The sequence below is a fragment of the Lyticum sinuosum genome (assembly GCF_034471385.1).
GTDB classification, from domain to species: Bacteria; Pseudomonadota; Alphaproteobacteria; order Rickettsiales; family Midichloriaceae; genus Lyticum; species Lyticum sinuosum.
This window is the reverse complement of sequence record NZ_JARGYU010000003.1, coordinates 1-26489: the sequence shown is the minus strand read 5'-3', so window position 1 is coordinate 26489 and position 26489 is coordinate 1. Positions and strand designations below refer to the sequence as shown.

The following is a 26489-nucleotide window of genomic DNA, read 5'->3' as shown; positions in this document are numbered from 1 at the left end:
TCTTTTTTTTTATTAGTTTTCTATTTACGAAAAGAAAAATTTAAATTATAATTTATATTATAAAGTCTATTTTCTGCCAAAAATGGCTGTTTTATTATAATATTATAATACATTATCGAGACATGTTTACAACATTAATGCTTGCTCGTATACAATTTGCTTTTACAGTAGCGTTTCATATCATATTTCCTTCAATGTCAATTGGATTAGCATTATTTTTAGCGATAATTGAGTTTTTATGGTTGCGTACTAAAAATGAAATATATTTTAAATTATACCATTTATGGATTAAATTTTTTGCTATTGGATTTGGATTAGGGGTTGTGTCTGGCGTTACATTATCTTATCAACTTGGAACAAATTGGTCATTATTTTCAGATCATATATCAAATGTTATAGGTCCATTAATAGGATTTGAAGTTTTAACCGCATTCTTTTTAGAAGCATCTTTTTTAGGGGTTATGCTATGGGGATGGAATAAAGTTTCACCACGTATGCATTTTATTTCTACATGTATAGTTGCATTTGGTACCGCTCTTTCGGCTTTTTGGATTATTTCAGCCAATAGTTGGATGCAAACACCTAGTGGATATTTTATTGCCAGTGACGGTCGTTTTTTTGCTAAAAATTGGATTGATGTAATATTTAATCCATCATTTAGACATCGTATAGTACATATGCTTCTAGCCTCTTATATAACAACTTCAATGATATTAGGTGGAGTTGGGGCATATTACATTTGGAAAAATCGACATCAACAGGAAGGAAAATTCTTACTTAAATTTGCAACTATAGCATTATCAATACTTTCACCATTACAGATATTAGCAGGAGATGCTCATGGTTTAAATGTTCTTAAACATCAACCTGTAAAAGTTGCTGCAATGGAGGGATTATGGGAGACAAAAGAAGGAATCCCTTTAATTTTATTTGCTATTCCTGATGAAAAAAATGAAGTTAATCATTATGAAATAGGAATTGATAAATTGAGTAGCTTAATATTAACACGTAGTTGGAATGGGAAAGTACGTGGTTTAAAAAGCTGGCCAAAAGAAGAAAGACCACCAATTCATGTGGTTTTTTGGGGTTTTAGAATTATGGTTGGAATTGGTTTTACAATTTTTTTTATGATGATAATTAATTTTATTATGATGATAAAAAATAAAATTGGTCAATCCACATTTATTAATAAACTTTGGATTTTAATGATACCATCAGGTTTAATCGCAATAATTGCTGGATGGTTTGTTACTGAAGTAGGAAGACAACCTTATACGGTTTATGGTCTTCTGAGAACAATAGATAGTGCATCTCCACAAATTACCGCAGGACAATTATCTTGGTCACTTTCTGTATTTTTATTGATTTATATAATTTTATTTATTTTAGGTATATATTATATGGCTAAAATTATTCATAAAGGAATAGTTCCAGATGAAAAAATTAATCAAATAAGAAATATTTTTTAAAATAATATCATATGTTTAATTTTAGTGAATTTATTAATCTTCCACTCACATGGGGATTACTCATTGCAATAGCTCTTTTAGTTTATGTATTACTTGATGGATTTGACCTTGGAGTAGGAATTATTTTTCCTTATGCTCCATCAGAGAAATCTCATCATTGTCTTATGAATTCAATATCGCCATTTTGGGACAGTAATGAAACATGGATAGTCTTAGCTGGAGGAGGATTATTTGTAGTTTTTCCATTAGCTTTTGCTATATTAATGCCTGCTTTTTATATTCCAATTTTCTTAATGCTATTCAGTTTAATACTGAGAGGTTCAGCTATAGAATTTTGGCATAAATCATCTAAAAATGAGCGTAAGATATGGCAATGGGTATTAAGTATAAGCTCACTAACTGCTTCTTTATCTCAAGGAGCTATTTTTGGAGCATTTTTAAGTGGAGTTAAAATTAATCAACGTAATTTTTCTGGAGATGCTTTTGATTGGTTATCTCCATTCAGTATAATGAGCTCTTTAGGTGTAACTATTATTTATGTTCTTCTTGGTTCAACTTGGATAATTGCCAAAAGTGAAAATGATACCGCATATTGGGCAAAAATAATAGCAAAAAAGACTTCATTATACGCATCTATTATGTCTTTAATGGCAGGTATTCTGATCACTATAAAGCATAGTTCTATTTATGTTTTTAATAATGAAAATCAAAAATTAATAGACTTACCATTAAAAAATTTAGTGATATTTACAGGAATTATATCTGCTATCATTTTTTATCTTATTTCATATATATTATCTAAAAAATATCAAAAAAATGAGTATAATTCTGATAATTTAGCAGAAAATACTGATTTATTAGTCAATAAAAATATTAAATTAAATAAATTTAATTTTACAGACTTTAAACCATTTTTTTTAACTTATATTGGAATAATAGTATCATATGTTGGAATTATGGCATCAGTTTATCCATATGCTATTCCATATTCTTATACTTTTGCAGATGTGGCAAGTTCTAATGAAAGTTTATCTCTAACTTTATTGGGAACAATGGTGTTTCTACCACTTGCAATATGTTATACAATTTATGTTTTTTATGTTTTTAAAGGTAAAGTAGAAGATGAAGTTAATTATTAAGATTATAAATAAAATTAAACGTTTTTTTAAAAAAAATCTTAAAAAATTTGATAAATATATAACTAATAGAAATTTCAATAAAAAAGTAGAAAATTGGATATGGATGATAATATTATGGATTTTTGGGGTTTTTTCTATTATAATAATAACTTTACCTATAAAATTATTCTTCAAATTAATATAAAAAATTGCAACTAATTTTTAATAAAAAATAACTGAATTACATATAATATTAGAAAATTTTTTAATAATTAGTATATAAAAAACATTATAAAAACACTATAAAAACATACAAAAAACACATAAAAAACATACAAAAAACATTATAAAAACATATAAAATTATACATAAAATAGTTGAATAAAAACCCAAAGTAAAAATTCAATTTACTATTAAATCTATTATTTACTGTTATAATTTTTGTCTGTATATCTATTTTTATCAGATCTAATAATAGCCAATTAAATTCTTATCATTTTTATTAAAGCAATAAATTCAATTAAAAAACTTTCTATATATTAATAATTGTATTACTCCAAATATTTTTTTATATAGATATTATACATCTATACATTATTATTGCAGTAATAGAAATTAGAAAATATTATAACATGAATAAAATAAAAATATTAAAACTTATCATTATATTCATACTTATTATTGCTTATAATAATCCTATAAATGAAAATAAAATTTTTTCTGAAGATGTACTTCCATCACCTAATAGAACTGATATTATTAAGTACAAAATACAACTTAATTATAGTAATAATATAACATATGGTGATATAAAAAGTATAAAAAAAAATAGTTATAATGATTTACCAACTATTTTAGGTAGATTTATTAATATAGTATATAAAAATAAGAAACAAAAAAATTATCTTGATTTGACATTAGAATATATTAAGAACTTCCCATTTCTTGAATCTTATGCTTCAGTCATTGAAAATAATATAGATATTAAAGTTCATTCAAAAGAAAGTATAAAAAGATTTCTTTATCGTAAAAATACTGACCCTGAAACTAATAATGGTAAAGTATTATTTGATATTATTACTGGGAATAAATTATATGTAAAAAATTGGAAATCAATGGATTTATCAAGAAATATTATTAGTATACTTTTGCAATATAATTTTATTACTATTAATGAACTACTTGATAAAATTAATAGTTTAATTATAGAACTTAAACATGATAAAGCTCTAGAATTAGCATATCTTTTACCACAGAATACAAGAAATGAAAAAATTGAATTAATCAAAAAATTATCTAAATATATTTCTAATAAAGAAATAATATCAAAACCTCATATAGTAAATAATAGAAGTAATATATATAATACTGAGAATATAGAGTATCTATACTATTTAAGAAATAGACTTAAATACAACGATTTAGATGCAGTTAAAGAAATTGTAAGATTGGTGTCAAAACCAACATTAATATCAAGATTAATATCTAATTCTTGGTCTTTATCTCATATTACAATAAGAAGTGCAATGCTTTATAAAGATTTTGCATCAGCATATAAAATTTTAAATAATACTACTATTCCGAAATCTCAAGATGATATTTTTAACTATTATTGGTTATATGCATATAATGGAATACAACTAAAAGTTAAATCTGATTATATTATAAATAATTTAAATAAAGCATATCATTTAACTCAAAATAGCAATTCTAAAACACAAATCTTGTTCTGGTTGGCGCAAGCATATAAACAAAAAATAAATGAAGAAAAAAATAATATATTAAAATTAAAAAATACGAAAAAATTTAAGTACTTAAAAGATAAAAATATTTCTAAAGAAATAAATTTTAAACATAATCAAATAGATATATATAATCAAAAAGTCATTGAATATTTGTACTTATCTGCAAGTTATGGAGTCAATTTTTACAGCTATTGTGCATTTGATGCAATAACAAAAATACATAATACACAAAATACAAAAATAAAAAGCAACTTTAAGAAAAATAAAACGACTTGGGATAATTATTTTAGTACGGAATTTACACTATATGATAATAAAACAAAGAATATTGAAAAGAAAATTAATATAAATTCCACAAAAAGTGGAGCAGATCCTATATTTATAGTAAATAATAATAAAAATATTACAAAAAATCAAAATACTGATTATAAATTGGCATTATTTAGCATTCAATTACTTTATGAAGCTAAAAATTTTGGAGAATCTGAAAGAATTATGATATGGTTAGTTAATCAAAAAAATATATCAAATTGGAAAAAAATAATAGAATATTTTCTAAAAAATAAGAATTACACTATTGTTGTAAAAATTAGCAATAGACTTCAATCATCTGGTAGAGGTGTAATCCCAATATCTTTCTTGCGTCCATATAAGATACCAGACTCAAGATTACTTCCAGAAAATATATATTTTTCAATTATAAGACAAGAAAGTGAATTTAATTATGCAGCAAAAAGCAAGAATAATGCTATAGGACCTATGCAAGTTATTGCAAAATTTTCTCCTAATAATAATAAGTTAATTGATGATTATTCTAATGGTGATATATATAGTGGATTAGTTTATGGTATTAATTATTTTGACGAGTTATTTAATAGGTTCAAAACGATATCAGGAGCTCTAGCTGCTTATAATACAGGTCCTGGAAGAATATCTGGTTTAAATAATCGAATTTGGATTAATGAGTTTGAAAATATCAAAAATATAGATGATTTAGTTAATTTAATTGAACAGTGCCCGTATAGAGAAACACGAGAATATATAAAACGTAATATTGCTAATTATCAGAGTTATAATTATTTTTATAAAGAAAATATGAATAGTATAATAAAAAATCTATATAAAAAATAATAAATCTATATAAAAAATAGTAAATAGTAAATATAGTATAGAATATAATTCTAATATTATATAATCTAATATTATAAAATTAAATTAATATAATATATATATAATAATGCTAATAGCAAATAATTTAACAAAAATAGAAGGAAATAAAATTATTATTAATAGTATAATAAAAAATCTATATAAAAAATAGTAAATAGTAAATATAGTATAGAATATAATTTTAATATTATATAATCTAATATTATAAATTAAATTAATATAATATATATATAATAATGCTAATAGCAAATAATTTAACAAAAATAGAAGGAAATAAAATTATTATTAATAGTATAATAAAAAATCTATATAAAAAATAAAAAATCTATATAAAAAATAGTAAATAGTAAATATAGTATAGAATATAGTATAGAATATAATTCTAATATTATATAATCTAATATTATATAATTAAATTAATATAATATATATATAATAATGCTAATAGCAAATAATTTAACAAAAATAGAAGGAAATAAAATTATTATTAATTCTTGTAGCTTTAAAGTTTCAAAAAGAGAAATAGTTGGTATATTTGGTCCAAATGGAGCCGGTAAAACAACGAGTTTTTACATTATAGCTGGATTAATATTCCCAAATAGTGGAACTATTAGATTAGATAATAAAGATATAACAAAATTAGATTTAGCACAAAGAGCAAAGTGTGGTATAGCATATCTTTCTCAAGAAAGTTCTATTTTTGAAGATATTACAGTTTATGATAATATTATGATTCCACTAGAGATCAATAATCATCCTAAAAAAAATCGTGATCAGAAAGTCAATGAAATCATGCAACAAATGAAAATAAATCATTTATCAAATGTAAAAGGTAGATTATTATCAGGTGGTGAACGCCGTAGAGTAGAAATAGCACGTTGTTGGACATTAAACCCTTCTTACATATTGTTAGATGAGCCAACAACTGGACTTGATCCTATTACTGTTGAAGATTTAAGAATTTTTATAAAAAAACTTGCATTAATGGGAACAGGAATAATGATAACTGATCATAATGTTAAAGATATTATACCAATTGTTGATAGAGCTTATGTTATGTATAAAGGAGAAGTTATAGCTCAAGGTAATTCTGATAATATAAAAAATGATGATTTTGTAAAAAAAATATATTTAGGAAATTAGTTTAGGAAATTAAGATTTTAGAAAAATTAATTCTTAAAAAATTAAAATATATTATACTTTATATTAAAATTTATTAATTTAAATAATATCTTTTTAATTCTTTTTAATATCTTTAATTTTAATATCTTTCTTTAAATATATCATTTATAAAAATTAATTCATTGTATATATTTCCTAAATTTTTATTATGAGCTAATAATATATCATTTTGACAATAATCAAAACCTACTAATAAGTTAAAGATCATTTTTTTTCTTAAAATAGATCCTATAATACCACTACCACATCCTATTTCTATAATATTATTATTATGTGGATTCTTAGTATATGGATTTTTATGAAAAATAATTTTTACATTATAGTTAATGCTTTTATTCCCATTATCTGTAATCCTTTTCCTAAAGTTTTTGCCGCAGCAAATAATATTGATATGCGTGCTCTTGTTAATTCTTTATTATCTGTAATAAAACGCATTTCTGAATTATTAACACCTAAATTCCATAATATATGGATTTCTGATGCAAGATTATATAAATAATATGATAATCTATGTGGTTCTAATGTAATAGCTGATTTTTCTATAATTTGTTGAAATTGTGCAATTTTATGGATAAGATCTTTTGCAAAATTATTAATAAGAGTATAATTTATATTTTTTCTAGGATAAAAATAATATTTTTGATATATTTTTTTATTACTTTTTATTTTTTGAATATTACTAGTATCAGTAGTTATATATTCATTATTTATTTTATCTTTATAAGGTTTAATATTCTCTTCAAAACTTTGAATAATAAATTCATCATTATCACAATATCCATCATCAACAGCACGTCTAATGGTTGAAAATATTCTAGTATGAGCATATTGTATATAAAATATTGGATTATCTTTAGACATTTCTTTTGCCTTAGCAAAATCAAGATCAAATTGAGTATCACTTTTCCTCCACAACATGGAAAATCGTAAAATATCTTTTCCTAATTCATCTACAACATCCCTTAAAGTCACAAAAGTTCCAGCTCTTTTTGACATTTTAATTTTCTTTCCATTTTTGAATAAATTTACAAGCTCTGTGATAATAACTTCAAAAATAATTTTATTATCACTTATTGCAGACACAGCCGCTTTTAACCTACTTATATATCCTATATGATCAGCACCCATAACTACCAACATTTTTGAGAAATTTCTTTGATATTTATGATTGTGATATGCTATATCAGATAAAAAATATGTTTGTGTTCCATCACTTTTACAAATAGCACGATCACTAGAATCACCAAACATACTGGATTTAAATAATAATTGTTCTCTTGGTTCCCAATCTTCATCTGATTCACCTTTAGGCTTTTCTAATACTCCTTTATATAAAAGATTTTTTTCCTGCAAAATATCTATAGTTTTTGAAATATTTTCTGAAATATCATCAGTTTCTGAAATAAAAACATCATGATAAACATCAATTTCTGCTAAATCACTCTTGATATCATTTAGCATTTTATTAAGTATAAAATCACGTAATAATTTATTTTTTATATTATTATAATTCTCTTCTTTTTCTGATTTATTTTTAATATTACATAAAATATAATTCTCTATGTCTTTATATTGATCTTTCAAATACTCTGCAGCTTCTATTAGATATTCACCAGGATAACATTTTTCAGGTAATTCAACTTCCTTACCACAAATTTGCTGATAACGTATCCATAAAGACTCAATTAAAATATCTATTTGTTTACCTGCATCATTGATATAAAATTCTCTTACAACTTCATAAGAACATTGTTCTAATATGTTTGCTAGCACATCTCCATATATAGCCCCACGTGCATGTCCTATATGAAGTGGACCAGTTGGATTAGCAGAAACAAATTCTATATTAATTCTTTGATTATCACCAAATTTTGATATACAATAGTCATCATATGAAGTTTCATTGATAATTTTTAAAATATCAGTCCAAAATTCATCAGTAAAAATTATATTGATAAAACCTGGTGTAACATATGTTGCTTGTTTTATTTTTATATAATACTTCTGTAAAGAATTACATATCTTTTTAGCAATAGTTATTGGTGACATTTTTAAATGTTTTCCTAATAACATTGCTAAATTCGATGATATATCACCATATTTTTTATCATTTGGTACTTCAAAATTTAATATAGAAAGTATATTTAATTCATTATGATTAAAATTTGGAAATTCTTCATTAAAAGCATCAAAAAAAGCTTTCTTCAATAAAAAAAGATAATTCATTTTTATATTATAAAAATTTGTTGTTATATTATTATTTTATATAGTTAGATTTTTATTAAACTTTTAATTTATTTTTTTTAAAAAATTCTTAAAAGAATTACAAGATATAAATAATTATGTTATATAATAATAATAATTCTCAATAGAAATATTGAGTCATAAAAATTAAATTAAGTAAAATACAATCAAAATTTATTAAAATAATAAAGATAATAAAAATATGGAAAAAAAAATATTTGAATATGAAAATTCGAATAATATAGATCAAAATCAACAAAATAATAAAGAGTTCTGTTATAATATCGTGAATGATATTTGCACAAAACTTGATATGGAAAAAGCAGAAGAGATTATTTCATACGAATTTAATGATAATACTTCTATAGCATATTATGGAATTGTTGCTTCAGGAATATCACCGAGACATGTCATTGCTTTGAGCAATAAAATAGTAGATGATATTAATACAAAATATTTAATTTCAGCTGAAACTAGTGGTCAATCTAAAGGAAATTGGGTCGTTATATATTTTGGAGAAATCATTGTGCATATATTCGAACCTCGCTATAGAGAAGCATATAATATAGAAAAAATGTGGTATGATTTGAAATTTATAGAGAGAAAAATTGGAGATTATCCAAAATACTTTGAAAAAGATAAGAAAGAATTTATTGATCCTGTTGATTTACTTATAAGAGATGGATGTTTTATATAAAGTATATATAAATATAAAAAAAAATATATAAATATTGTATAAAAATAAAATAAATAAGAATTATTCTAGTTCTTATACTTCATTTCTTTAATAAATTACTAGATTATTTAAATATTTCTTGAATTTATTGATCCTGTTGATTTACTTATAAGAGATGGATGTTTTATTTAAAATAAATATAAAGTATGTAAAAATAAATTAAATTATATAAAGTATATATAAATATAAAAAAAATAAGAATTATTCTAGTTCTTATACTTCATTTCTTTAATAAATTATTAGATTATTTAAATATTTATTGAATTTATTGATCCTGTTGATTTACTTATAAGAGATGGATGTTTTATTTAAAATAAATATAAAGTATATAAAAATAAATTAAATTATATAAAGTATATATAAATATTGTATAAAAATAAATTAAATTATATAAAGTATATATAAATATAAAAAAAATATTTATTGAATTATATTTATATTCATATAACTAATTTTATAGCATCTGCTAATATTGATGTAATATTCAGTGTATAAAATTTAGGATTGTTAAATTTTCTTTGTATAGTATTTGCTAAAAATAATTTTTCTATACAAGAAGATATTAGTTTTTGCTCTGTTTTTCTAGAAAATACAGCATGAGTTGCAATCACTTGTATGCTTTTAGCACCATTATTCATTAATAAATTTGAAGCTTTTATTATAGTTTCACCAGTATCAATAATATCATCAATAATAATACAATTTTTACCCTTTATACTCGAACTAATATCATACATATTACAAGTATTTTTTTCTGTTCTTATTTTATTAAGAAACACAAAATCACAATATAAAGCTTTTGCTAGGCTTTGTGCTCGATTTATACTTCCTTTGTCTGGTGAGACAATTATTTTATTACTAATATTATTAATTTTATTGATAAATAATGGAAATAATAATTCAATGTCGAGGTTTTCAATCCCTATTTCAAAATATTCTTTAGATTCTTTAGAGTGTAAATCTAACGTTATAACATGATCAATTCCTGCAGTTTTTAATATTTTTGCAATAACTTTCATAGAACATGGTTCTAACGGATTGTATTGATTCTGTCTGCTATATCCAAAATATGGAATAACAGATATTACTTTTCTTGCTCCAGATAATTTTATGGAATCTACTAAAAGTAGTAATTTTAGCAAATTATCATTAACAGGATTACATGTTGATTGAATTATAATAACTTGTTCATCATAAAGATATGATTTCAATTTAATGTGGAATTCATTCCCAGAAAATTTATTTATAATGACATTAATATAATCAATATTTAATATACATGCGATATCTTTGGAAAATTTTTTATATTTCCCAGACCCAATGATTTTTACCACTAATTTACAATTAATTATTATTATAAAGTAATTGTATTAATTTATATTTCTGTTTCTATTTTTTCATCAAAAATTATATCTTTTTTTTCCACTAAAGCTATATCTTTTACAAATGCCATGGTATAATAATGTCTTTTATCATTGGCGGAAGATAATACACTACCATTATCTATATTTTGTATTAAATACCATCCATGAGTTTCAAAAATTTCCTGAACTCCTAATGGAGAAAAAGTAAAATCCTCACGATATGCATTAAATTTAAAAATGTCTTCTTTTTGTATTGTACTATCACCTCTAAAACAAATAATTAATATTTCACAATGAGCAAAATTATTTATAATAAATTTAATATCATTAATATAATTTATAATTTCATAGATAATTGCTATGCTATATTTACTTAAGTTATTTGATATATCTTTAAATATATCATTTATAAAAATTAATTCATTGTATATATTTCCTAAATTTTTATTATGAGCTAATAATATATCATTTTGACAATAATCAAAACCTACTAATAAGTTAAAGATCATTTTTTTTCTTAAAATAGATCCTATAATACCACTACCACATCCTATTTCTATAATATTATTATTATGTGGATTCTTAGTATATGGATTAATTTTAGATAATATATTTACAATACTAATTTTAATATCTAATATATTTTCAATAGCTTTACTATTTTTATTAAGGTTGCTATTCTGCTGATATCGTAATTGAATTATTTTTTGTGGAATACTTGTTATCTTTTTGTTAATTTGATCTATTGAATCAGGTTCTCTTTTTGACAAATGATAAGCAATAATATTTGAAAATTCAGCTTCTTGAAAAAATGTTTGATCACCACTTCTGATATAATGATCTAGATATATTTTAGCTCTAGAATATTTTTGATTAATAGTGTATATTCTCCCCATATAATAATCTATCTTCGGATCTTTATTTTTCCATATAATACGAACAATATTAAAACGCATTATAGCATCATTGTTATTACCAGAATTGAAATGATATAATGCTAAGTCATAATTAGTTTTTTCAAGGTTACTGAGTTTTTCTTTAATTTCTAATACATGTTCTTGAATTATACTTTTATATTTTACAATATAGTTTTTAAACCCTGTTTTTTTTAATTCATCAGTATGTTTATAAAATTTTTCTCTCAATTCTTTTATTTTATCAAGCATTAGATATATTTTTATGTATAAATTAATTTATATAATCTGACAGTAAAATTATCAAAATGTTAATACAATTTGTATTAAATAATGAATGTTAATAAGGTTATCAGTCGTCATCTTTAAACACAAGTAAATCATTTAATAGAAATAAAATTATTATAAATGCTTTCCATATATTTAAATATTTATAACAAATGTCAAATAAATAATATTTATCCTTGTAGTAGATATAAAATATATGCCAAATATTATAAATATTATATTTTAATACTTTTACTGATTTTAATTATTATACCAAATCTAGTATTCGCAAGCGAAAGTAATACTAGTTTTAATCTTAATATATCAAATAACGAAACTGGTATTACACATAGTGGCTTTACAGGGCGAGTGATTCAAATGCTTGGTCTAATAACTTTAATAAGTGTTGCTCCATCATTAATAATGATGGTAACATCTTTCACTAGAATATCTGTTGTATTTTCGTTATTACGCAGTGCAATAGGATTACAACAAACTCCTCCTAATGCAGTAGTTACAGGGCTTGCACTTTTCTTAACATTATTTATTATGCAACCTTATATAACTAAATCTTATGATGAGGGAATACGCCCACTTATTGAGCAAAAAATAAAAGAAGAAGAAGCTTGGGATAAAATTGTATATCCTTTTCAACAATTTATGATAAAAAATACACCAAAAAAGGAATTAAAGCTTTTTATTGATATAGCAAAACTGAATTTACATAAAATAGATAAAGCACCATTATATTGTCTTATACCAGCATTTATGATAAGCGAACTGAAAAAAGCGTTTCAAATAGGTTTTTTACTTTTTTTACCATTTTTAGTAATTGATATATTAGTAGCATCAGTTTTAATGGCTATGGGAATGATGATGCTGCCTCCGGCAATGATTAGTTTACCAATTAAAGTTATATTTTTTGTTATGATTGATGGATGGTATTTACTATGTGGAAGTTTAATTAAAGGTTATGGTCTATAAAAAATATTATTTTATAATAACAAAACTAATAACATTATATTCTATATTCGCAATATATGTTTAAAATAAAAAAAATTATAGGAAGACAAGTATTTGATGCTAGGGGAAATCCTACAGTTGAAGCTGATGTATTTATAGAAGATAATATAATGGGAAGGTCGACAGTTCCTTCTGGAACATCAGTAGGTCAATATGAGGCTTTTGAGTTGCGTGATGTGTTTTCTGAAGCATATGGTAAAAAAGGTGTATCAAAAGCTGTATATAATATTAATACTATTATATCAGATGCCCTCGTTGGTTGTAATTTTTCTAATCAGATAGAATTAGATAATACACTACTCAAAATAGATGGATCATATAATAAAGCTAATCTAGGTGCAAATGCAATATTGGCTGTTTCATTAGCTTCAGCAAAAGCATTTGCAAAAAAAGTTAATAAACCATTATTTCAATATATTGCACAAGAATTTAGCAATTATGAGCAAAAAAATAATATAAATAATAAATATATTCAAATTGATTTATCAGATAATAAAAATTTTATGTTAGATAACACCGATCTAGAATCGAGAGTTATTACTACGCCTATGTTTAATATCATTAACGGAGGACAACATGCTGATAATATGCTGGATATACAGGAATTTATGATTGTACCTGTAGGAGGTAAAGACATAACGGAAAAATTAAAAATGGCTAATGAAATTACTAATTCATTAAAACAAATTTTGATAAATAAAGAACTAGGAGTAAATGTTGGAGATGAAGGAGGTTTTGCTCCAAGAATACAAAAAACAAATCAAGCTTTAGATATTTTAAAAGAAGCTATAAAATCTGCAGGTTATAATGATAAAGTTAGAATAGCAATAGATGTTGCAGCTTCAGAATTCTGGAAAAATAAAAAATATTCTTTTGAAGGAGAAGAACTAGATAGTATAGAAATGATAGATTTTTATTGCTTTCTTATTGAAAAATATCCTGAAATAATGTCTATAGAAGATCCATTTGCAGATCAAGATATTATAGGATGGCAACTTGCTACTAAAGCTCTTGGTAATAAAGTATTATTAGTTGGTGATGATTTATTTGTTACAAATGTTAATAAAATTTATGAGGGATTAGAATATAAAATAGGAAATTCTATTTTAATAAAACCTAATCAAATAGGTACTTTAAGTGAAACAATAGCTGCAATTCAAATGGCTTATAATAATAAATATATACCCATTATATCACACAGATCTGGTGAAACAGAAGATACAACTATAGCACATCTAGCAGTAGCAGTTAGTGCTCTTTATATCAAGACTGGAGCACTTTGCCGAGGTGAACGTGTTGCAAAATATAATGAATTATTGCGTATAGATGAATACTTAAGTATTCAAAACAAATAATGTATTCAAAACAAATAATTGTTAATATTTAATTTAAAATTATTAATATTTTGTTATATTTTATTACAAATTGCAAAAGATTTTATAACTTCTTTTGTAATATTGGTGCCATTTTTAGTAGAAGATATAATTTTACCAATGTTTTTTTCATAAAGAATATATATACATATTCCTCTATTATCTATTAAATTTCTTATTATAATATCATCTACTGTTTTTTCTTCATATCCACTCATAATAGGGTTTTGATATACTATAATGCTATATGGTTTCTGTTGTAACTTATTTGAAAAAGAAATTTTTATATTTTTATAAATAGATTCAGATTTTAGATTATTATTTTTTATTATTTCTAAAATTTCAATACCTCTATTGATATCATCAGGTGATTCGGTGATACCTATAGAATTTAACTTGAGATGAGCAAGAACATGAAGAAGGTATCCCTTACTACAGCTCATAATTGCAATATTATTTATATTTTCTAATATTTTTAGATTTTCTTCCGTATATTTTCTAATATAAAAACAAAAAATTGCCGTGTTTTTTATAGAAGGAATATATGGAAAGAAATCACGATCTGAATATGCAATAGGATGTAGATTCTCAGGTAAAAAAATTTCTCTAGGAACAGAAGATATAGCATTGATTATATCGGGATCATATCCTACATCGTTAAATATCTGTTCTTGTATCATCTGATTATAATTTAAGATTATAGATTATAATTTAAGTATTTATTATATTATTATATAATTAGAATATATCTTCATATAAAAGATATATCAACATAATTCTTATCATATTGTTTTTTTTATAAGTTTAAATTGATATTTAAATCAAATTTTATAGCAATTAAAAAAAAATTGTTATAAAATAATATATAATTAATTTAATAATATTAATTTTATATATTAAAATATTTTTTTATGCAAAATCAAGAAGAATCATATGAAAAATCAATATTAGAAGCTTGTTTAAAACTTAATCCTGATTTAAATACAGATGATGATAAACCTGTTAAGGACTTTATTAGTAAAATAAACGATCTTAATGAGAAGAATAAATATAATACAATTAAATCACCACAAGTTGCCGAAGCTTTAAAAGCCGTACAATGGATTTTTTTTGATAGAATTCTAACAGAAAAAGACCAACAAAAAGAAAATGAATTAAGAACTCAACTTAAGACTATATTAACAAATAAAAATTATCAATCTCTTCTAGAGGAAATAAATAAAAAAGATAAAGGGATTATATCAGATGAAGTTCAAGAATTTGCAAAATTAAGTGGAGAATTAACAGGCGCTGATCTAAAGATTGAGAATGGGAATATTATTCCTGTTATTTATGAAAAAGATCAAGATAAAATAAATAATGATGATTTTATAGATAGTAATATTAAAACATTTAAACGACAAAAAGAAAAAATACAAAAATGTGCAGAGATTCTTGTTACAAAAGATAATGAATTCATTTATCTAGGACAAAAAACAGATAATTTAGGAAATCTAGCTAATAGTCCAGATTTTACAAGATTTATCACACCTTTTATGATATTTGCACAAAAAAATCGTCCTAATTTAAATTTAGATATATTAAAAGAAGATAAAATTACTGTATTTGCAGATAAAATATCAATGTTTAATAGAATTAAAATTAATACAGCTAGATTTTTGATACTTACAGCAATGGTAGCAACCCCAATTCTTGTATTTAATATTGTTCCAGCTCTAGCTGCTATTGTAGCACCTATTAATCCTGTTATTGCTATAGGAATTGGTATTCTTATTGCAAGTGCAATTATATCATATAAAAAAAATGCAAATATAAAAATTGAAGGTGGAGATGCACCTAAGATTGAATCTTCCTTAATAACTCAAATCGTTAGAGAATCCATTATTGGAATTCTTGAAGCTATAGGAATTAAATATAATGCCGTAATAAGCAAATCATCAGAGGAATTTATAAAAGAAGCTTTTGTTAAACAAAGACAAAAAAATGGTGAAAAAACTAAGAAAAAATCAATTAAAAATAATACTAAAAATTTTAAAGAAAAAATAGCAAAATTTGAACAAAGCTTAGATAATAAAGGAATTATTGGATTTGGAGGTCAAAATAACGTTAGATTAAAACATAAAAAATCTACTGATAATCAAAAAAAATCTTTCAAAATGATTATAAAAGAAAAAACAAATGAAATAAATCCTGGTATAACTAAATAAAAAATTTTAGAAAAATTACTAAATAAAGCAAAGAATCTTAATCGAAAATATTTTATAGAAAAAGAAAAATTAGAAAAAAAACAATAATTAAAAAAATCTAAAGATAAAAGTAGAGAAAAATAAAATATTTATTTAAGTAGATAATGTTTAAATTTTAGTAAAAAAATTGTGTAATTTTTACATTTTGTAATAATAATTTTATTACAATTCTGAAAATATTTCATATCAAGATGTATATCACCTTGATATGGATAATGAATTTCTGTTAATAAAAAATATGATAATAATTGAGATTTAATAAATAATTCAGCTATTGTTGCTCCACCTATCATATAAATTTTGGATTTTGGTTTATTTAACGTGATTTTTGTTAATATATTAATGCAATCTTCCAGCGATGAACAAATTGTAGCAAATGGTAGTTTTATATTGTTTTGACGAGATAAAACAATAGTAAATCTAGAAGATAAAAATTTCTTTGATAAAAAATAATAAGTTTTACTGCCCATTATGATAATATTATTTAATGTAGTAAAAGAAAAATGCTTAATTTCTTCAGGATAATACCATGGAAGTCCTGTATTACTCGAAGAACATCCAATAACTCCATCTTTTGTCATCGCCATAATACCTATAATATTCATATTATGATTTTTTATGCTTTTAAATATTTTCTGATTTTTTTATTTTATATACTGATTTATAGATTTATAGATATGATTTATAGTAAAAATTTTATATTTATATATTTATATGACTTTTACAGAAAATTTTGATGATATTTGTTCAGTATACATAGTAATTGCTGCAGCATTTGAAACATTAAGGCTTTCTAAAGTATTATTTATATTTATTTTAGCAATAAAATCACAATTTTCTCTTACTAATTTCCTTAAACCATTCTCCTCATTTCCTAAAATAAATACTTTCTTTAACTCACACTTCTTATTATTCAAATCAAATAAAAGAGCTGTAATATCTTCAGATGAAGACCCATCTAATCCTATAATAATATAATTTTGAGACTTTAGTTTTCTGATAAGTTGGACTAAATTTACAATAGAAATATATGGTATTCTTTCTATACTACCTGCTGCACTTTTAGCAATTGTTGCATTTTCTTCCGGTGATCCATCATTAGGAACAATAATAGCATCAAAACTAAAAGCTTCCGCTGATCTTATTATCGCACCAATATTATGAGGATCACTTACTTTATCTAGCATAAGGAATTTTTTTCCTATTGAAATTATTTCATTAATATCAGGTTGAATAAGTTTTTTTATATTTGCAGCTATACCTTGTATAACATTTTCTGATGATAATTTAGTTATTTTAGTAAATAATTCCTTATCTTTAACTATATTAATTAAATTTAATCTATTACTTATTATTTCTCTATTTATCTTAGATAAAGTCTTTATATTCTCTTGTATAAAATCATATCCATTAAGACTTGCTATAATTTGAAGAAATTTACGATTTGGATTAGATAAAGCATGTAAAACAGTGTGCTTACCATACATCCAATAATAGTCTTTATTTGTTTTATTATAATACTTCGAATTTTTATTTGAATTTTTCATTATTGAAATTATAAGATTATATTTATTAATAATCCTCAACTTTTTCAACTGAGTGAATCTCTGGTATATAGTATCTCAACATATTTTCAATTCCATTTTTTAAAGTATAAGATGAACTAGGACAACCCGAACATGCACCATGCATTTTAAGGTATACAATCCCACTATCAAAAGAAACAAATTCGATATCTCCACCATCCATTGCTACTGCAGGTCTAACTTTTTCTTCTATTAAAGCTTTTATATGAGATATTATTCCTTCATTAATGTTATCTTTCTCTGTATTTTTTTCTAAAAAAGAATTATTTTTTAATGAATGATTAATAATATCATGTTCTTCTAAAAAAATTGGATAATTTTGAGATATGTGATCAATAATAGTTGTTACAATTAATGTCTTTGTTGTAATCCAATCTGCTTCCTCTTTTTTAGTCACAGATATAAAATCATTTGCGATCATAATTTTATTTACTGACGGGATAGACATTATAGACAATGCAAGAGGAGATATTGAACAACTATCAACAGTATCAAAATGATAAGTTTTATTTTTTTCTTCCAAAAGATTTATTCCAGGAATAAATTTCAATGTATTTGGATTTGGTGTTTCTACTATCTGAATAAACATGTTTTTTGTAATTTATAATATTATTATAATATTAATATAATATTTTAACTTATATGATATTTTTAATTAGTATTTTTATATTTATTTTTATATTTATAAATTTTTTAATGTAAATTAATTGCATCATTAAGATACACACAAACTAACATTGTAAAAATATAAGCTTGTAATATTGATACAAATATTTCAAAACCTGTTAGTATTATCAGTAATGCAAAAGGAAGAAATCCCATTACACCAGAAGATACAACTAAATAAGCAATGACTTTTAATATGATATGACCAGCCATAACATTTGCCGCCAATCGCAAACTCAAACTTATTGGTTTAGCAAGATAAATACATAATTCTATTACAAACATCATTGGTAAAATGAAGAATGGTGCTCCTTTAGGTATAAATAATGATAGAAAATTAAAACCATGCTTACATATTCCAAATATAGTCATACCGATAAATAACACAATAGCAATAGAAAAAGTAACCGCAATATGACTAGTTACAGCAAAAGTTGCTGGAATCATACCAACAAGATCATTTAGTAAAATAAATAAAAATATTGTAAATATTAATGGCATAAATCTTAATGCTTTTTGTCCAGATGTACTAATCAACATAGTTTCAATCATTTGATATATTAATTCAAAAAGCATATGAAATTTAGTTAATTTACATACAGGATTTTTCATAGCACGATCTTTATAAATTCTTGATATATATGCCATAGATACTACTATCAAAAGAGAAATTAGCATTGATATTGCTGCATTGCTTATAGAGATATCTATCCCCCATGGTAAATATAAAGGAAGTAATCTCGTTACTGCAAATTGATGCATTGGATTAAATGCCATATAATTAAAATAATTGGTCTGTTAATAGTAATTATTTCAGAATAATATCATATAAATAAAAAATTAACAAAGTAAAAATTGAGAATATAATATTAATATTATACTAATTTAATAGTTACTCTAATAATGTTATTTATTTTGATTTATTTAATATTTATTATTTTTTAAAAATTTTATTAAATAAATTTGTATATTATGTTATAATTATAAAGTATTAATAATTAATAGAAAACTATTATCCTCAAATATTAAGTTATGAAAAATAATCTCAAGGAAATTACTAATATTTTAAAAATTGCTTTACAAGATGTTTTTAAACAATCAGAAACATTATATACTAGAAATACTCTTGAAAAATATAACAAAATAGTTAATGATTTCGCAGCTGAATTAGATATCCAAGAACGAAATAAATTTATCAAACACTATAATAAACTTACTCCAAAAGGAAAAAAAATTTTTTCTTCTTTTATAAAAAAAACTAGAAAAAATGGAAAAAATAAAGATAAACAAAAAATTTTAGAAAAATTACTAAATAAAGCAAAGAATCTTAATCAAAAATATTCTATAGAAAAAGAAAAATTAGAAAAAAAACAACAATTAAAAAAATCTAAAGATAAAAGTAGGGAAAAACAAAAATCTAAAGATAAAAGCAAAGAGAGACAAAAAGATAAAGGTAAAAATAAAGAAATTGCAAATAATTTTAGTGCAATTGTTAGAGATGGATTAGATGCACCTGATTATATAAAACAATCACCAGGAGCAAAAAATAAAACTTCTATTTTACATAATGAAGAACTTCAAAAAAAAATAAGTAGCGTTACTGGGATTCTCCAGAAAGCAGTTAATAATAAAGAAATAAATGGATTCACTCAAAAAAATCAAAAATTAGGTAGATCAATCTAAAATTAAAATTATGTAATTCATTATTATAACAAATTATTAAATAATTGCATAAATAATTATATAATAAAAAATTTTTAACTTAAAATTTATATTTTAATATATATATGAATAATAACAAAGAAGAACAACAACAACAACAACAACAGTTAGATCAACAGAATGATGATCAACCACAAAACGAAAATGATCATAATAACCAAGAAGAAAATAATCATAATAATAATAACGAACACTTAGATCAACAAGATATTGTTCAACCACAAGAAGCAGATCAACAAGATATTGTTCAACCACCGATAAATCCACAGGTTCCTGTACAAAAAAATGACTTACAGAATGTAATTTCTGATGAAGATCAAAGAATTAAAAGTGATAGTTTTGGAAATGCAAATGAGGATCAGAATCAGCAAAGCTTCAAACAAAGTATAATTCAACACAAAGACCTTATTGATAAAAAAATACTACTTGAACTCTATAATGGTATGATGAAGAGTGGTTTCAATGAGAACAGTCGTAAGTTCTCATGGCGTCTAGAAATGTTAAATCATACCATTGGAAATACTCCTGATCTTATTAAGGAAAACTATTCAAGAGAACTTGGAGAAAAAAGTCTTAATATAATAGATAATAGTTCAGTTAAAGGTCAACCTGAATATAATAGAACTATCTCCGAATTTAAGATGAATCTTTTTTATAGAATGGAAAAAGCAAATCTATTGTATAATAATCATCTATTGGATAATAATCATCTATTGGATAATAATCATCTATCGAATGATAATAAAATAAAATTCATTAATCTTATCAATGGGTATAAATTTAAAGATGATATAAAACAAAAATTAACTAATGAAGAAACTCAAGGTATTATTAATACTATTAAGAATGATGATGAATTCCAATTTCTTTCTAATATAGAAAAAGAAAAGTTAGATGATTTAGTTAAAGAATTTAAAAAAGTTGATCAATCTGAAATATATAGTGATATGCTATCATTAACAGATATGATGATACAAAAAAGTTCAATAAAAGACAATAATAGAAGTTTTCATCAGAGCAAAGATGAAGACATGCAGGATTTTTTAAGTAATATATTAAAAGATCAAAATAGATCAGACAAATTTAAAGAAGCATTTAATTTTAAAATTAATAATGAAAATTTTAATTTTAAACAAGAATTAGACAATTGTGTAAAATTACAGAAAGATTTTGAAGAGGAATCAAATAAATTGCAAGAAAAAAAAGCTCAGGGAGATAATTCTAATCAAGCAGATCTTAAGACTCTAGAAGATAGTGTCAATAAACTAAAAGCAGATCTTGATATAAATAAGGAAAAATTCTTAAAACAATTAGAAAAATATCAATCTGATAATAAAGGAGAGATTAGTGATATTGTAAAATCAAACGATATAATTCAACGTAAGTTATTAGAAAATAACTTTTCAAATAATTCACAATCAGCAAAAGAAAGAAAAATAAAGGATAATGCTCGCAAATTAGCACATTTAATCCTATCTGATACTCTTCCTCAAAATGGGGAAAATGAACAACAAAGAAATGATGAATTTTATCTTAAACATGCAAATTATTTTTATGCAATTATTTCAAAGACTGATCTTGATAGTTTAAATGACCAAACTATAACTCAATTCGCTAGTAAATTAAAATTACATGCTAGATCAGGTATTACATATGGAGAATCAAGAGCTTATAATCTTGATTTAAAATATAAAAAACCTATTTCGATTGATAAAATAGAAAAATCAATGAAAAAAGATCCGTTTGGTGTAACAAAAAAGGGAACTTTTCAATCATTATCTGATCAAGCAAAGGAATGGATTACTCCTGATCCTAATAAACCAGAACCACCTAAAAATATTTCTAATTATTTTAGCGGCTTTAAGGAATTTGCAGCATGGTCATTAATTTTAGGACCTTTTGCGCTTTTATTTATTAATGAAGACGAAAAAACTTTTATAGGTGGCGTAGTATCTGTGATAAAATTTTTTACTGCTTCTATATCTACAAGTGCTGCTTTTCTAAAAGGTGCATTTAAAGGTATAATAAATGGAAAAAATCCATTTAAAGAAGGGATTAATGCTGCTAAGAAAAAATGGAGAGATCATTACCCATTACCAGAAGAAAAAGCAAAGAAATTAAGAGATATTTGCGTAAATTATGAAAATAATTCTAATCAGAAAACTAAGAAAACAGAATTAGAAAAAGCATCTATACATTTACCACAAATACAGCAGAAAATACAAGAATTACAAACAAAACTAGCAGAAGTACAACAACAACCGCTGAATCCAGGCCAACAAGTACAAATACAAGAACTACAACAAAAACTAAAAGAAATACAACAGCAAGCGCAATGGTTGGACGGTGAGCAGCAGCAGCAAGTAAATAAAACTCTAGAACAAATACAGAAACAAATACAGCAGCAACAGAAAATGCAAGAACTGCAACAAAAATTAGTGGAAATACAGGAGCAGCAGCAGCCGCAGCTGAATCAAGACCAACAAGCTCAAATACAGGGAATGCAACAAAAATTAGTGGAAGTACAGCAACAAATACAACAAAAGCAGCAAATACAACAACAAATAGAAAATCTGCAACAAAGTCTAGAGCAGCCACAACAACCTAAGCAAAAACAGCAAATACAACAGCAAATACAAGACCTGCAACAAAACCTAAATCAGTTACAACAGTTGGATCAACAAAAACAAATACAAGACCTAGAGAAATCACTGCAGAAAATACAACCGCAACAACAGCCGGTGGAAGGACAACAGCCTAATCAAGTAGAAGTAGAACAGAATGTGCAAGAAAAACAGCCGGTGGAAGGACAGCAGCAACAAGAACAGCAACAGGGGAGTCATCTAGATGAACAGCAAGTAGAACAGCCGGTGCAAGTAGAACAGAATGTGCAACAACAGCCGGCGCAACAAGGACTAGGAGGTCAAGTGCAAGTAGAACAGCCTAAAAACAACCTAGAAGGACAGCAGCAGGGGAGTATTAAGATTGATCAGGAGATTCAAGTAGATCTAGATAAAGAGCCTAATCTAGAAGTACAACAGCCTGTGCAAGTAGAACAGAATGTGCAAGAAGAGCCGGTGCAACAGAATGTGCAACAAGGACTGCAGCAGGGGGAAGAACAACAGAATGTGCAAGAACAGCAGGTGGAAGGACAGCAGCAGAAGATTAAGATTGATCAGGGGATTCAAGTAGATCTAGATGAACAGCCTAATCTAGAAGAACAACAGAATGTGCAACAAGAACTGCAGCAGAAGATTAAGAAAAAAAATCAGGAGATTCAAGTAGATCTAGATAAAGAGCCTAATCTAGAAGTACAACAGCCTGTGCAAGTAGAACAGAATGTGCAAGAAGAGCCGGTGCAACAGAATGTGCAACAAGGACTGCAGCAGGGGGAAGAACAACAGAATGTGCAAGAACAGCAGGTGGAAGGACAGCAGCAGGGGAGTATTAAGATTGATCAGGGGAATCAAGTAGATCTAGATAAAGAGCCTAATCTAGAAGTACAACAGAATGTGCAAGAACAGCCGGGGGAAGTACCAAAGCAGGCGCAAAAAGGACTAGGAGGTCAACAACAACAGCAGGTGGAAGGACTACAACATGGGGAAGGACAACAGCCGGCGCAAAATCTAAATGAACAGATTAATGGTATTGCAGTAGTATTAGGAGAAGTAAATAGAAAAAGATCAAAAAGTCTAAATCTAAATAATAATGATCTAAATAATAATGATCTAAATAATAATGATAAAAAAAGAAGAAATAGTACTCAAATTTCTTGAAAATATTAGTAAAAGTGGAATTTATTTAAATATTTTATTATATAGTTCTACTTTTACTGATTATACAAATACAAATATAATCTATTTTGTATTTAAAAATTTTGTATTTAAAATATAGTAAAAAATGATAAATTATAGTAAAAAATGATAAATAATATGTAATTTTATAATTAATTTCAATACTTTATGATTAATATAATTACAATTTTTATCTTTTTCTATAGTATTATCTCCTAATAGAATTATTATTATTTTTAGAAGTAAAAATTTTAGCTATACCTTTACCTATACGATTACATATACTATATGACTTATATATAAAAATACAAAAAATCATAACAGAATATGAATGTAGAATTGCCGGAATATTAGATATTTTTTTGTCTGCGTTTTTTATTGCTGTTCTTAAAACCATAATAGTATTTCTCTTCCTATTTATGTATGCTTTAATAGGACAGAATCTATCGATAAGATTATATTTTAAAGTCTCAAGATGATAGTTTTCTTGGTTGATAATATTGTATTTTTTTGATATAGATAAGAATGTCTTGATATCATTTATTTGTTCTTGTCCTATTTCATTTGCTGTTTTTTTAAGTAGACTTTCACTCGAATTCTTGGCATTCATTTTAATATTTTGTATGATATCTCCATTTAGAAAATATTCTACATGCAAAGAGAGAGAAGTATTCATATCATCTATATTAATATATTTTTGATCATCTATATTAATATTATTACTTTGAATATGTAGAATTTCGTTAAAACTATTTATAATGAAACGGCCAGAAAATATTTGAAGATCTAGAAGGATATTATTAAGTCTTACATTATTGTTATTTTGATTAGGAATAATAGAATACTTTAGATATATTTCATATAATTTTAAAAAATCTTGTTTTTGTTGTTCATCAGGAATTCTTTGATTATTTTGCATAAATTTTTATTTTTTTATGAGTTGTTGTTTTGAATATTCTGAATAATAATATATATTTTCACAAAATACAATAATAAATTTAATTAAATACTTATATTATCTGTTTTTATTGCGTTATTTGTAGAAATTGCAATAATAATAGTAGAATTAGTAGAATAGATTAAAATTTTTTAATAGACATTAAAAACAATACCATTTATTATTTATATTTATGTGTAATTATTTCTTTATACATATATATATTATTTATATTTATTTTTTTAATAAATGAATTGTTAATTGTTAATTTTTTATAGTTATTATTTATTAGTTATTACAAATGTACAACAAAGAAAATGTTTTTGCAAAAATTCTTAGAGGAGAAATTTCTTGTGATAAGATTTATGAGAATAATTTTGCTTTAGTTTTTCATGATTTATATCCTAATGCTCCAGTTCACGCTTTAGCAATTCCTAAAAAAGAATATATTCATTGGAATGATTTTTATACGAAAGCATCAGTAGATGAAATACATGGGCTCACAGATGCAATAAATAAAGCAGTTGAGTTACTTGATCTCAAAAATAGTGGATATCGTATAGCAACTAACATTGGAATACATGGAATGCAGACAATTTATCATTTTCATTATCATATATTAGGTGGTGATTTCCTTGGTGAAATGGTACAAATGAAAAGTTTATAATGAAAAATTCATATCATACGGAAGATCATATTTATTAACATGTTGGCTGTGCGTAGGTTTAGTTTTAAACTGTTGCAAAGATAGCAAATAGCAAAAAATAATAAGGAGAAATAAAAAAATTAGAAAAATTAGAAAGATGTGGTATGAGTATAATAAAAAGATAGAACTTTAAATTAAAAAGTATATAAAAATATATAAAAAGAATATTTTAAAAAAAATATTAGTAAAAAGTTCAATATAAAAGATTAATGGAGAAGAAGTATAAA

Annotated in this window: 21 protein-coding genes; 11 read left to right on the top strand and 10 right to left on the bottom strand. The window is 24.0% G+C overall.

The window, feature by feature from the left end; translation table 11 throughout:
- Positions 1-122 precede the first annotated feature (122 nt).
- The 4 genes from Lyticum_RS03380 to lptB all read left to right on the top strand — a co-directional run bounded on the left by Lyticum_RS03380 (position 123) and on the right by lptB (position 6645).
- Positions 123-1469, top strand: coding sequence for a cytochrome ubiquinol oxidase subunit I (locus tag Lyticum_RS03380; RefSeq protein WP_322498929.1), 1347 nt, complete (start codon positions 123-125; stop codon positions 1467-1469).
- An 11-nt stretch (positions 1470-1480) separates the two neighbouring features.
- The gene (cydB, locus tag Lyticum_RS03375; RefSeq protein ID WP_322498928.1) at positions 1481-2608 is read left to right on the top strand and encodes a cytochrome d ubiquinol oxidase subunit II; all 1128 of its coding nucleotides are present in this window, start codon (positions 1481-1483) and stop codon (positions 2606-2608) included.
- 611 nt (positions 2609-3219) lie between these two features.
- Entirely contained in the window at positions 3220-5463 is a 2244-nt protein-coding gene (locus tag Lyticum_RS03370; protein ID WP_322498927.1) for a transglycosylase SLT domain-containing protein, read from the top strand.
- A gap of 477 nt (positions 5464-5940) precedes the next feature.
- Positions 5941-6645: an LPS export ABC transporter ATP-binding protein gene (gene lptB / locus Lyticum_RS03365; RefSeq protein WP_322498926.1), complete on the top strand. Its 705-nt coding sequence runs from the start codon at positions 5941-5943 to the stop codon at positions 6643-6645.
- A 118-nt stretch (positions 6646-6763) separates the two neighbouring features.
- Here lptB and Lyticum_RS03360 read toward each other — a convergent pair whose 3' ends face one another.
- Together Lyticum_RS03360 and argS are read right to left on the bottom strand one after the other, a co-directional pair.
- Positions 6764-6892, bottom strand: a complete 129-nt coding sequence (locus Lyticum_RS03360) for a hypothetical protein (protein ID WP_322498925.1) — start codon at positions 6890-6892, stop codon at positions 6764-6766.
- A gap of 104 nt (positions 6893-6996) precedes the next feature.
- Positions 6997-8910 (bottom strand): arginine--tRNA ligase, encoded by a 1914-nt coding sequence (gene argS / locus Lyticum_RS03355; protein WP_322498924.1) that lies wholly within the window; start codon positions 8908-8910, stop codon positions 6997-6999.
- Positions 8911-9130: 220 nt separating this feature from the next.
- On the opposite strand from argS, the gene rsfS reads away from it, so the two are divergent.
- Positions 9131-9625: a ribosome silencing factor gene (gene rsfS, locus Lyticum_RS03350; RefSeq protein WP_322498923.1), complete on the top strand. Its 495-nt coding sequence runs from the start codon at positions 9131-9133 to the stop codon at positions 9623-9625.
- A gap of 479 nt (positions 9626-10104) precedes the next feature.
- Here rsfS and Lyticum_RS03345 read toward each other — a convergent pair whose 3' ends face one another.
- Both Lyticum_RS03345 and Lyticum_RS03340 read right to left on the bottom strand, forming a co-directional pair.
- Positions 10105-10998 (bottom strand): ribose-phosphate diphosphokinase, encoded by an 894-nt coding sequence (locus Lyticum_RS03345; protein ID WP_322498922.1) that lies wholly within the window; start codon positions 10996-10998, stop codon positions 10105-10107.
- A gap of 41 nt (positions 10999-11039) precedes the next feature.
- Positions 11040-12194 (bottom strand): hypothetical protein, encoded by a 1155-nt coding sequence (locus Lyticum_RS03340; RefSeq protein WP_322498921.1) that lies wholly within the window; start codon positions 12192-12194, stop codon positions 11040-11042.
- 156 nt (positions 12195-12350) lie between these two features.
- On the opposite strand from Lyticum_RS03340, the gene fliP reads away from it, so the two are divergent.
- Positions 12351-13193 (top strand): flagellar type III secretion system pore protein FliP, encoded by an 843-nt coding sequence (gene fliP / locus Lyticum_RS03335; RefSeq protein ID WP_322498920.1) that lies wholly within the window; start codon positions 12351-12353, stop codon positions 13191-13193.
- A gap of 56 nt (positions 13194-13249) precedes the next feature.
- Positions 13250-14587: a phosphopyruvate hydratase gene (gene eno, locus Lyticum_RS03330; protein WP_322498919.1), complete on the top strand. Its 1338-nt coding sequence runs from the start codon at positions 13250-13252 to the stop codon at positions 14585-14587.
- 53 nt (positions 14588-14640) lie between these two features.
- Here eno and Lyticum_RS03325 read toward each other — a convergent pair whose 3' ends face one another.
- Positions 14641-15285 carry a hypothetical protein gene (locus tag Lyticum_RS03325; protein WP_322498918.1) on the bottom strand — a complete coding sequence of 215 codons (645 nt, stop codon included), beginning with the start codon at positions 15283-15285 and terminating at the stop codon, positions 14641-14643.
- A 231-nt stretch (positions 15286-15516) separates the two neighbouring features.
- On the opposite strand from Lyticum_RS03325, the gene Lyticum_RS03320 reads away from it, so the two are divergent.
- Positions 15517-16812: a hypothetical protein gene (locus tag Lyticum_RS03320; protein WP_322498917.1), complete on the top strand. Its 1296-nt coding sequence runs from the start codon at positions 15517-15519 to the stop codon at positions 16810-16812.
- A 128-nt stretch (positions 16813-16940) separates the two neighbouring features.
- Here Lyticum_RS03320 and Lyticum_RS03315 read toward each other — a convergent pair whose 3' ends face one another.
- The 4 genes from Lyticum_RS03315 to Lyticum_RS03300 form a co-directional block, all read right to left on the bottom strand.
- The gene (locus Lyticum_RS03315) at positions 16941-17456 is read right to left on the bottom strand and encodes a dihydrofolate reductase (protein ID WP_322498916.1); all 516 of its coding nucleotides are present in this window, start codon (positions 17454-17456) and stop codon (positions 16941-16943) included.
- A 105-nt stretch (positions 17457-17561) separates the two neighbouring features.
- Positions 17562-18398 carry a TrmH family RNA methyltransferase gene (locus tag Lyticum_RS03310; RefSeq protein WP_322498915.1) on the bottom strand — a complete coding sequence of 279 codons (837 nt, stop codon included), beginning with the start codon at positions 18396-18398 and terminating at the stop codon, positions 17562-17564.
- A gap of 25 nt (positions 18399-18423) precedes the next feature.
- Complete coding sequence (locus Lyticum_RS03305; protein ID WP_322498914.1) at positions 18424-19026, bottom strand: NifU family protein; 603 nt, start codon at positions 19024-19026, stop codon at positions 18424-18426.
- A gap of 104 nt (positions 19027-19130) precedes the next feature.
- Positions 19131-19880 carry a F0F1 ATP synthase subunit A gene (locus tag Lyticum_RS03300; RefSeq protein ID WP_322498913.1) on the bottom strand — a complete coding sequence of 250 codons (750 nt, stop codon included), beginning with the start codon at positions 19878-19880 and terminating at the stop codon, positions 19131-19133.
- 255 nt (positions 19881-20135) lie between these two features.
- Here Lyticum_RS03300 and Lyticum_RS03295 point away from each other — a divergent pair, with 255 nt between their 5' ends.
- Together Lyticum_RS03295 and Lyticum_RS03290 are read left to right on the top strand one after the other, a co-directional pair.
- Entirely contained in the window at positions 20136-20786 is a 651-nt protein-coding gene (locus Lyticum_RS03295; protein ID WP_322498912.1) for a hypothetical protein, read from the top strand.
- 104 nt (positions 20787-20890) lie between these two features.
- Positions 20891-24601 carry a hypothetical protein gene (locus tag Lyticum_RS03290; protein WP_322498911.1) on the top strand — a complete coding sequence of 1237 codons (3711 nt, stop codon included), beginning with the start codon at positions 20891-20893 and terminating at the stop codon, positions 24599-24601.
- 226 nt (positions 24602-24827) lie between these two features.
- Here the strand turns inward: Lyticum_RS03290 and Lyticum_RS03285 are convergent, their stop codons facing one another.
- Positions 24828-25538 (bottom strand): hypothetical protein, encoded by a 711-nt coding sequence (locus Lyticum_RS03285; RefSeq protein ID WP_322498910.1) that lies wholly within the window; start codon positions 25536-25538, stop codon positions 24828-24830.
- Between the two features lie 319 nt (positions 25539-25857).
- Here Lyticum_RS03285 and Lyticum_RS03280 point away from each other — a divergent pair, with 319 nt between their 5' ends.
- Positions 25858-26223, top strand: coding sequence for an HIT domain-containing protein (locus tag Lyticum_RS03280; RefSeq protein WP_322498909.1), 366 nt, complete (start codon positions 25858-25860; stop codon positions 26221-26223).
- Positions 26224-26489 lie beyond the last annotated feature (266 nt).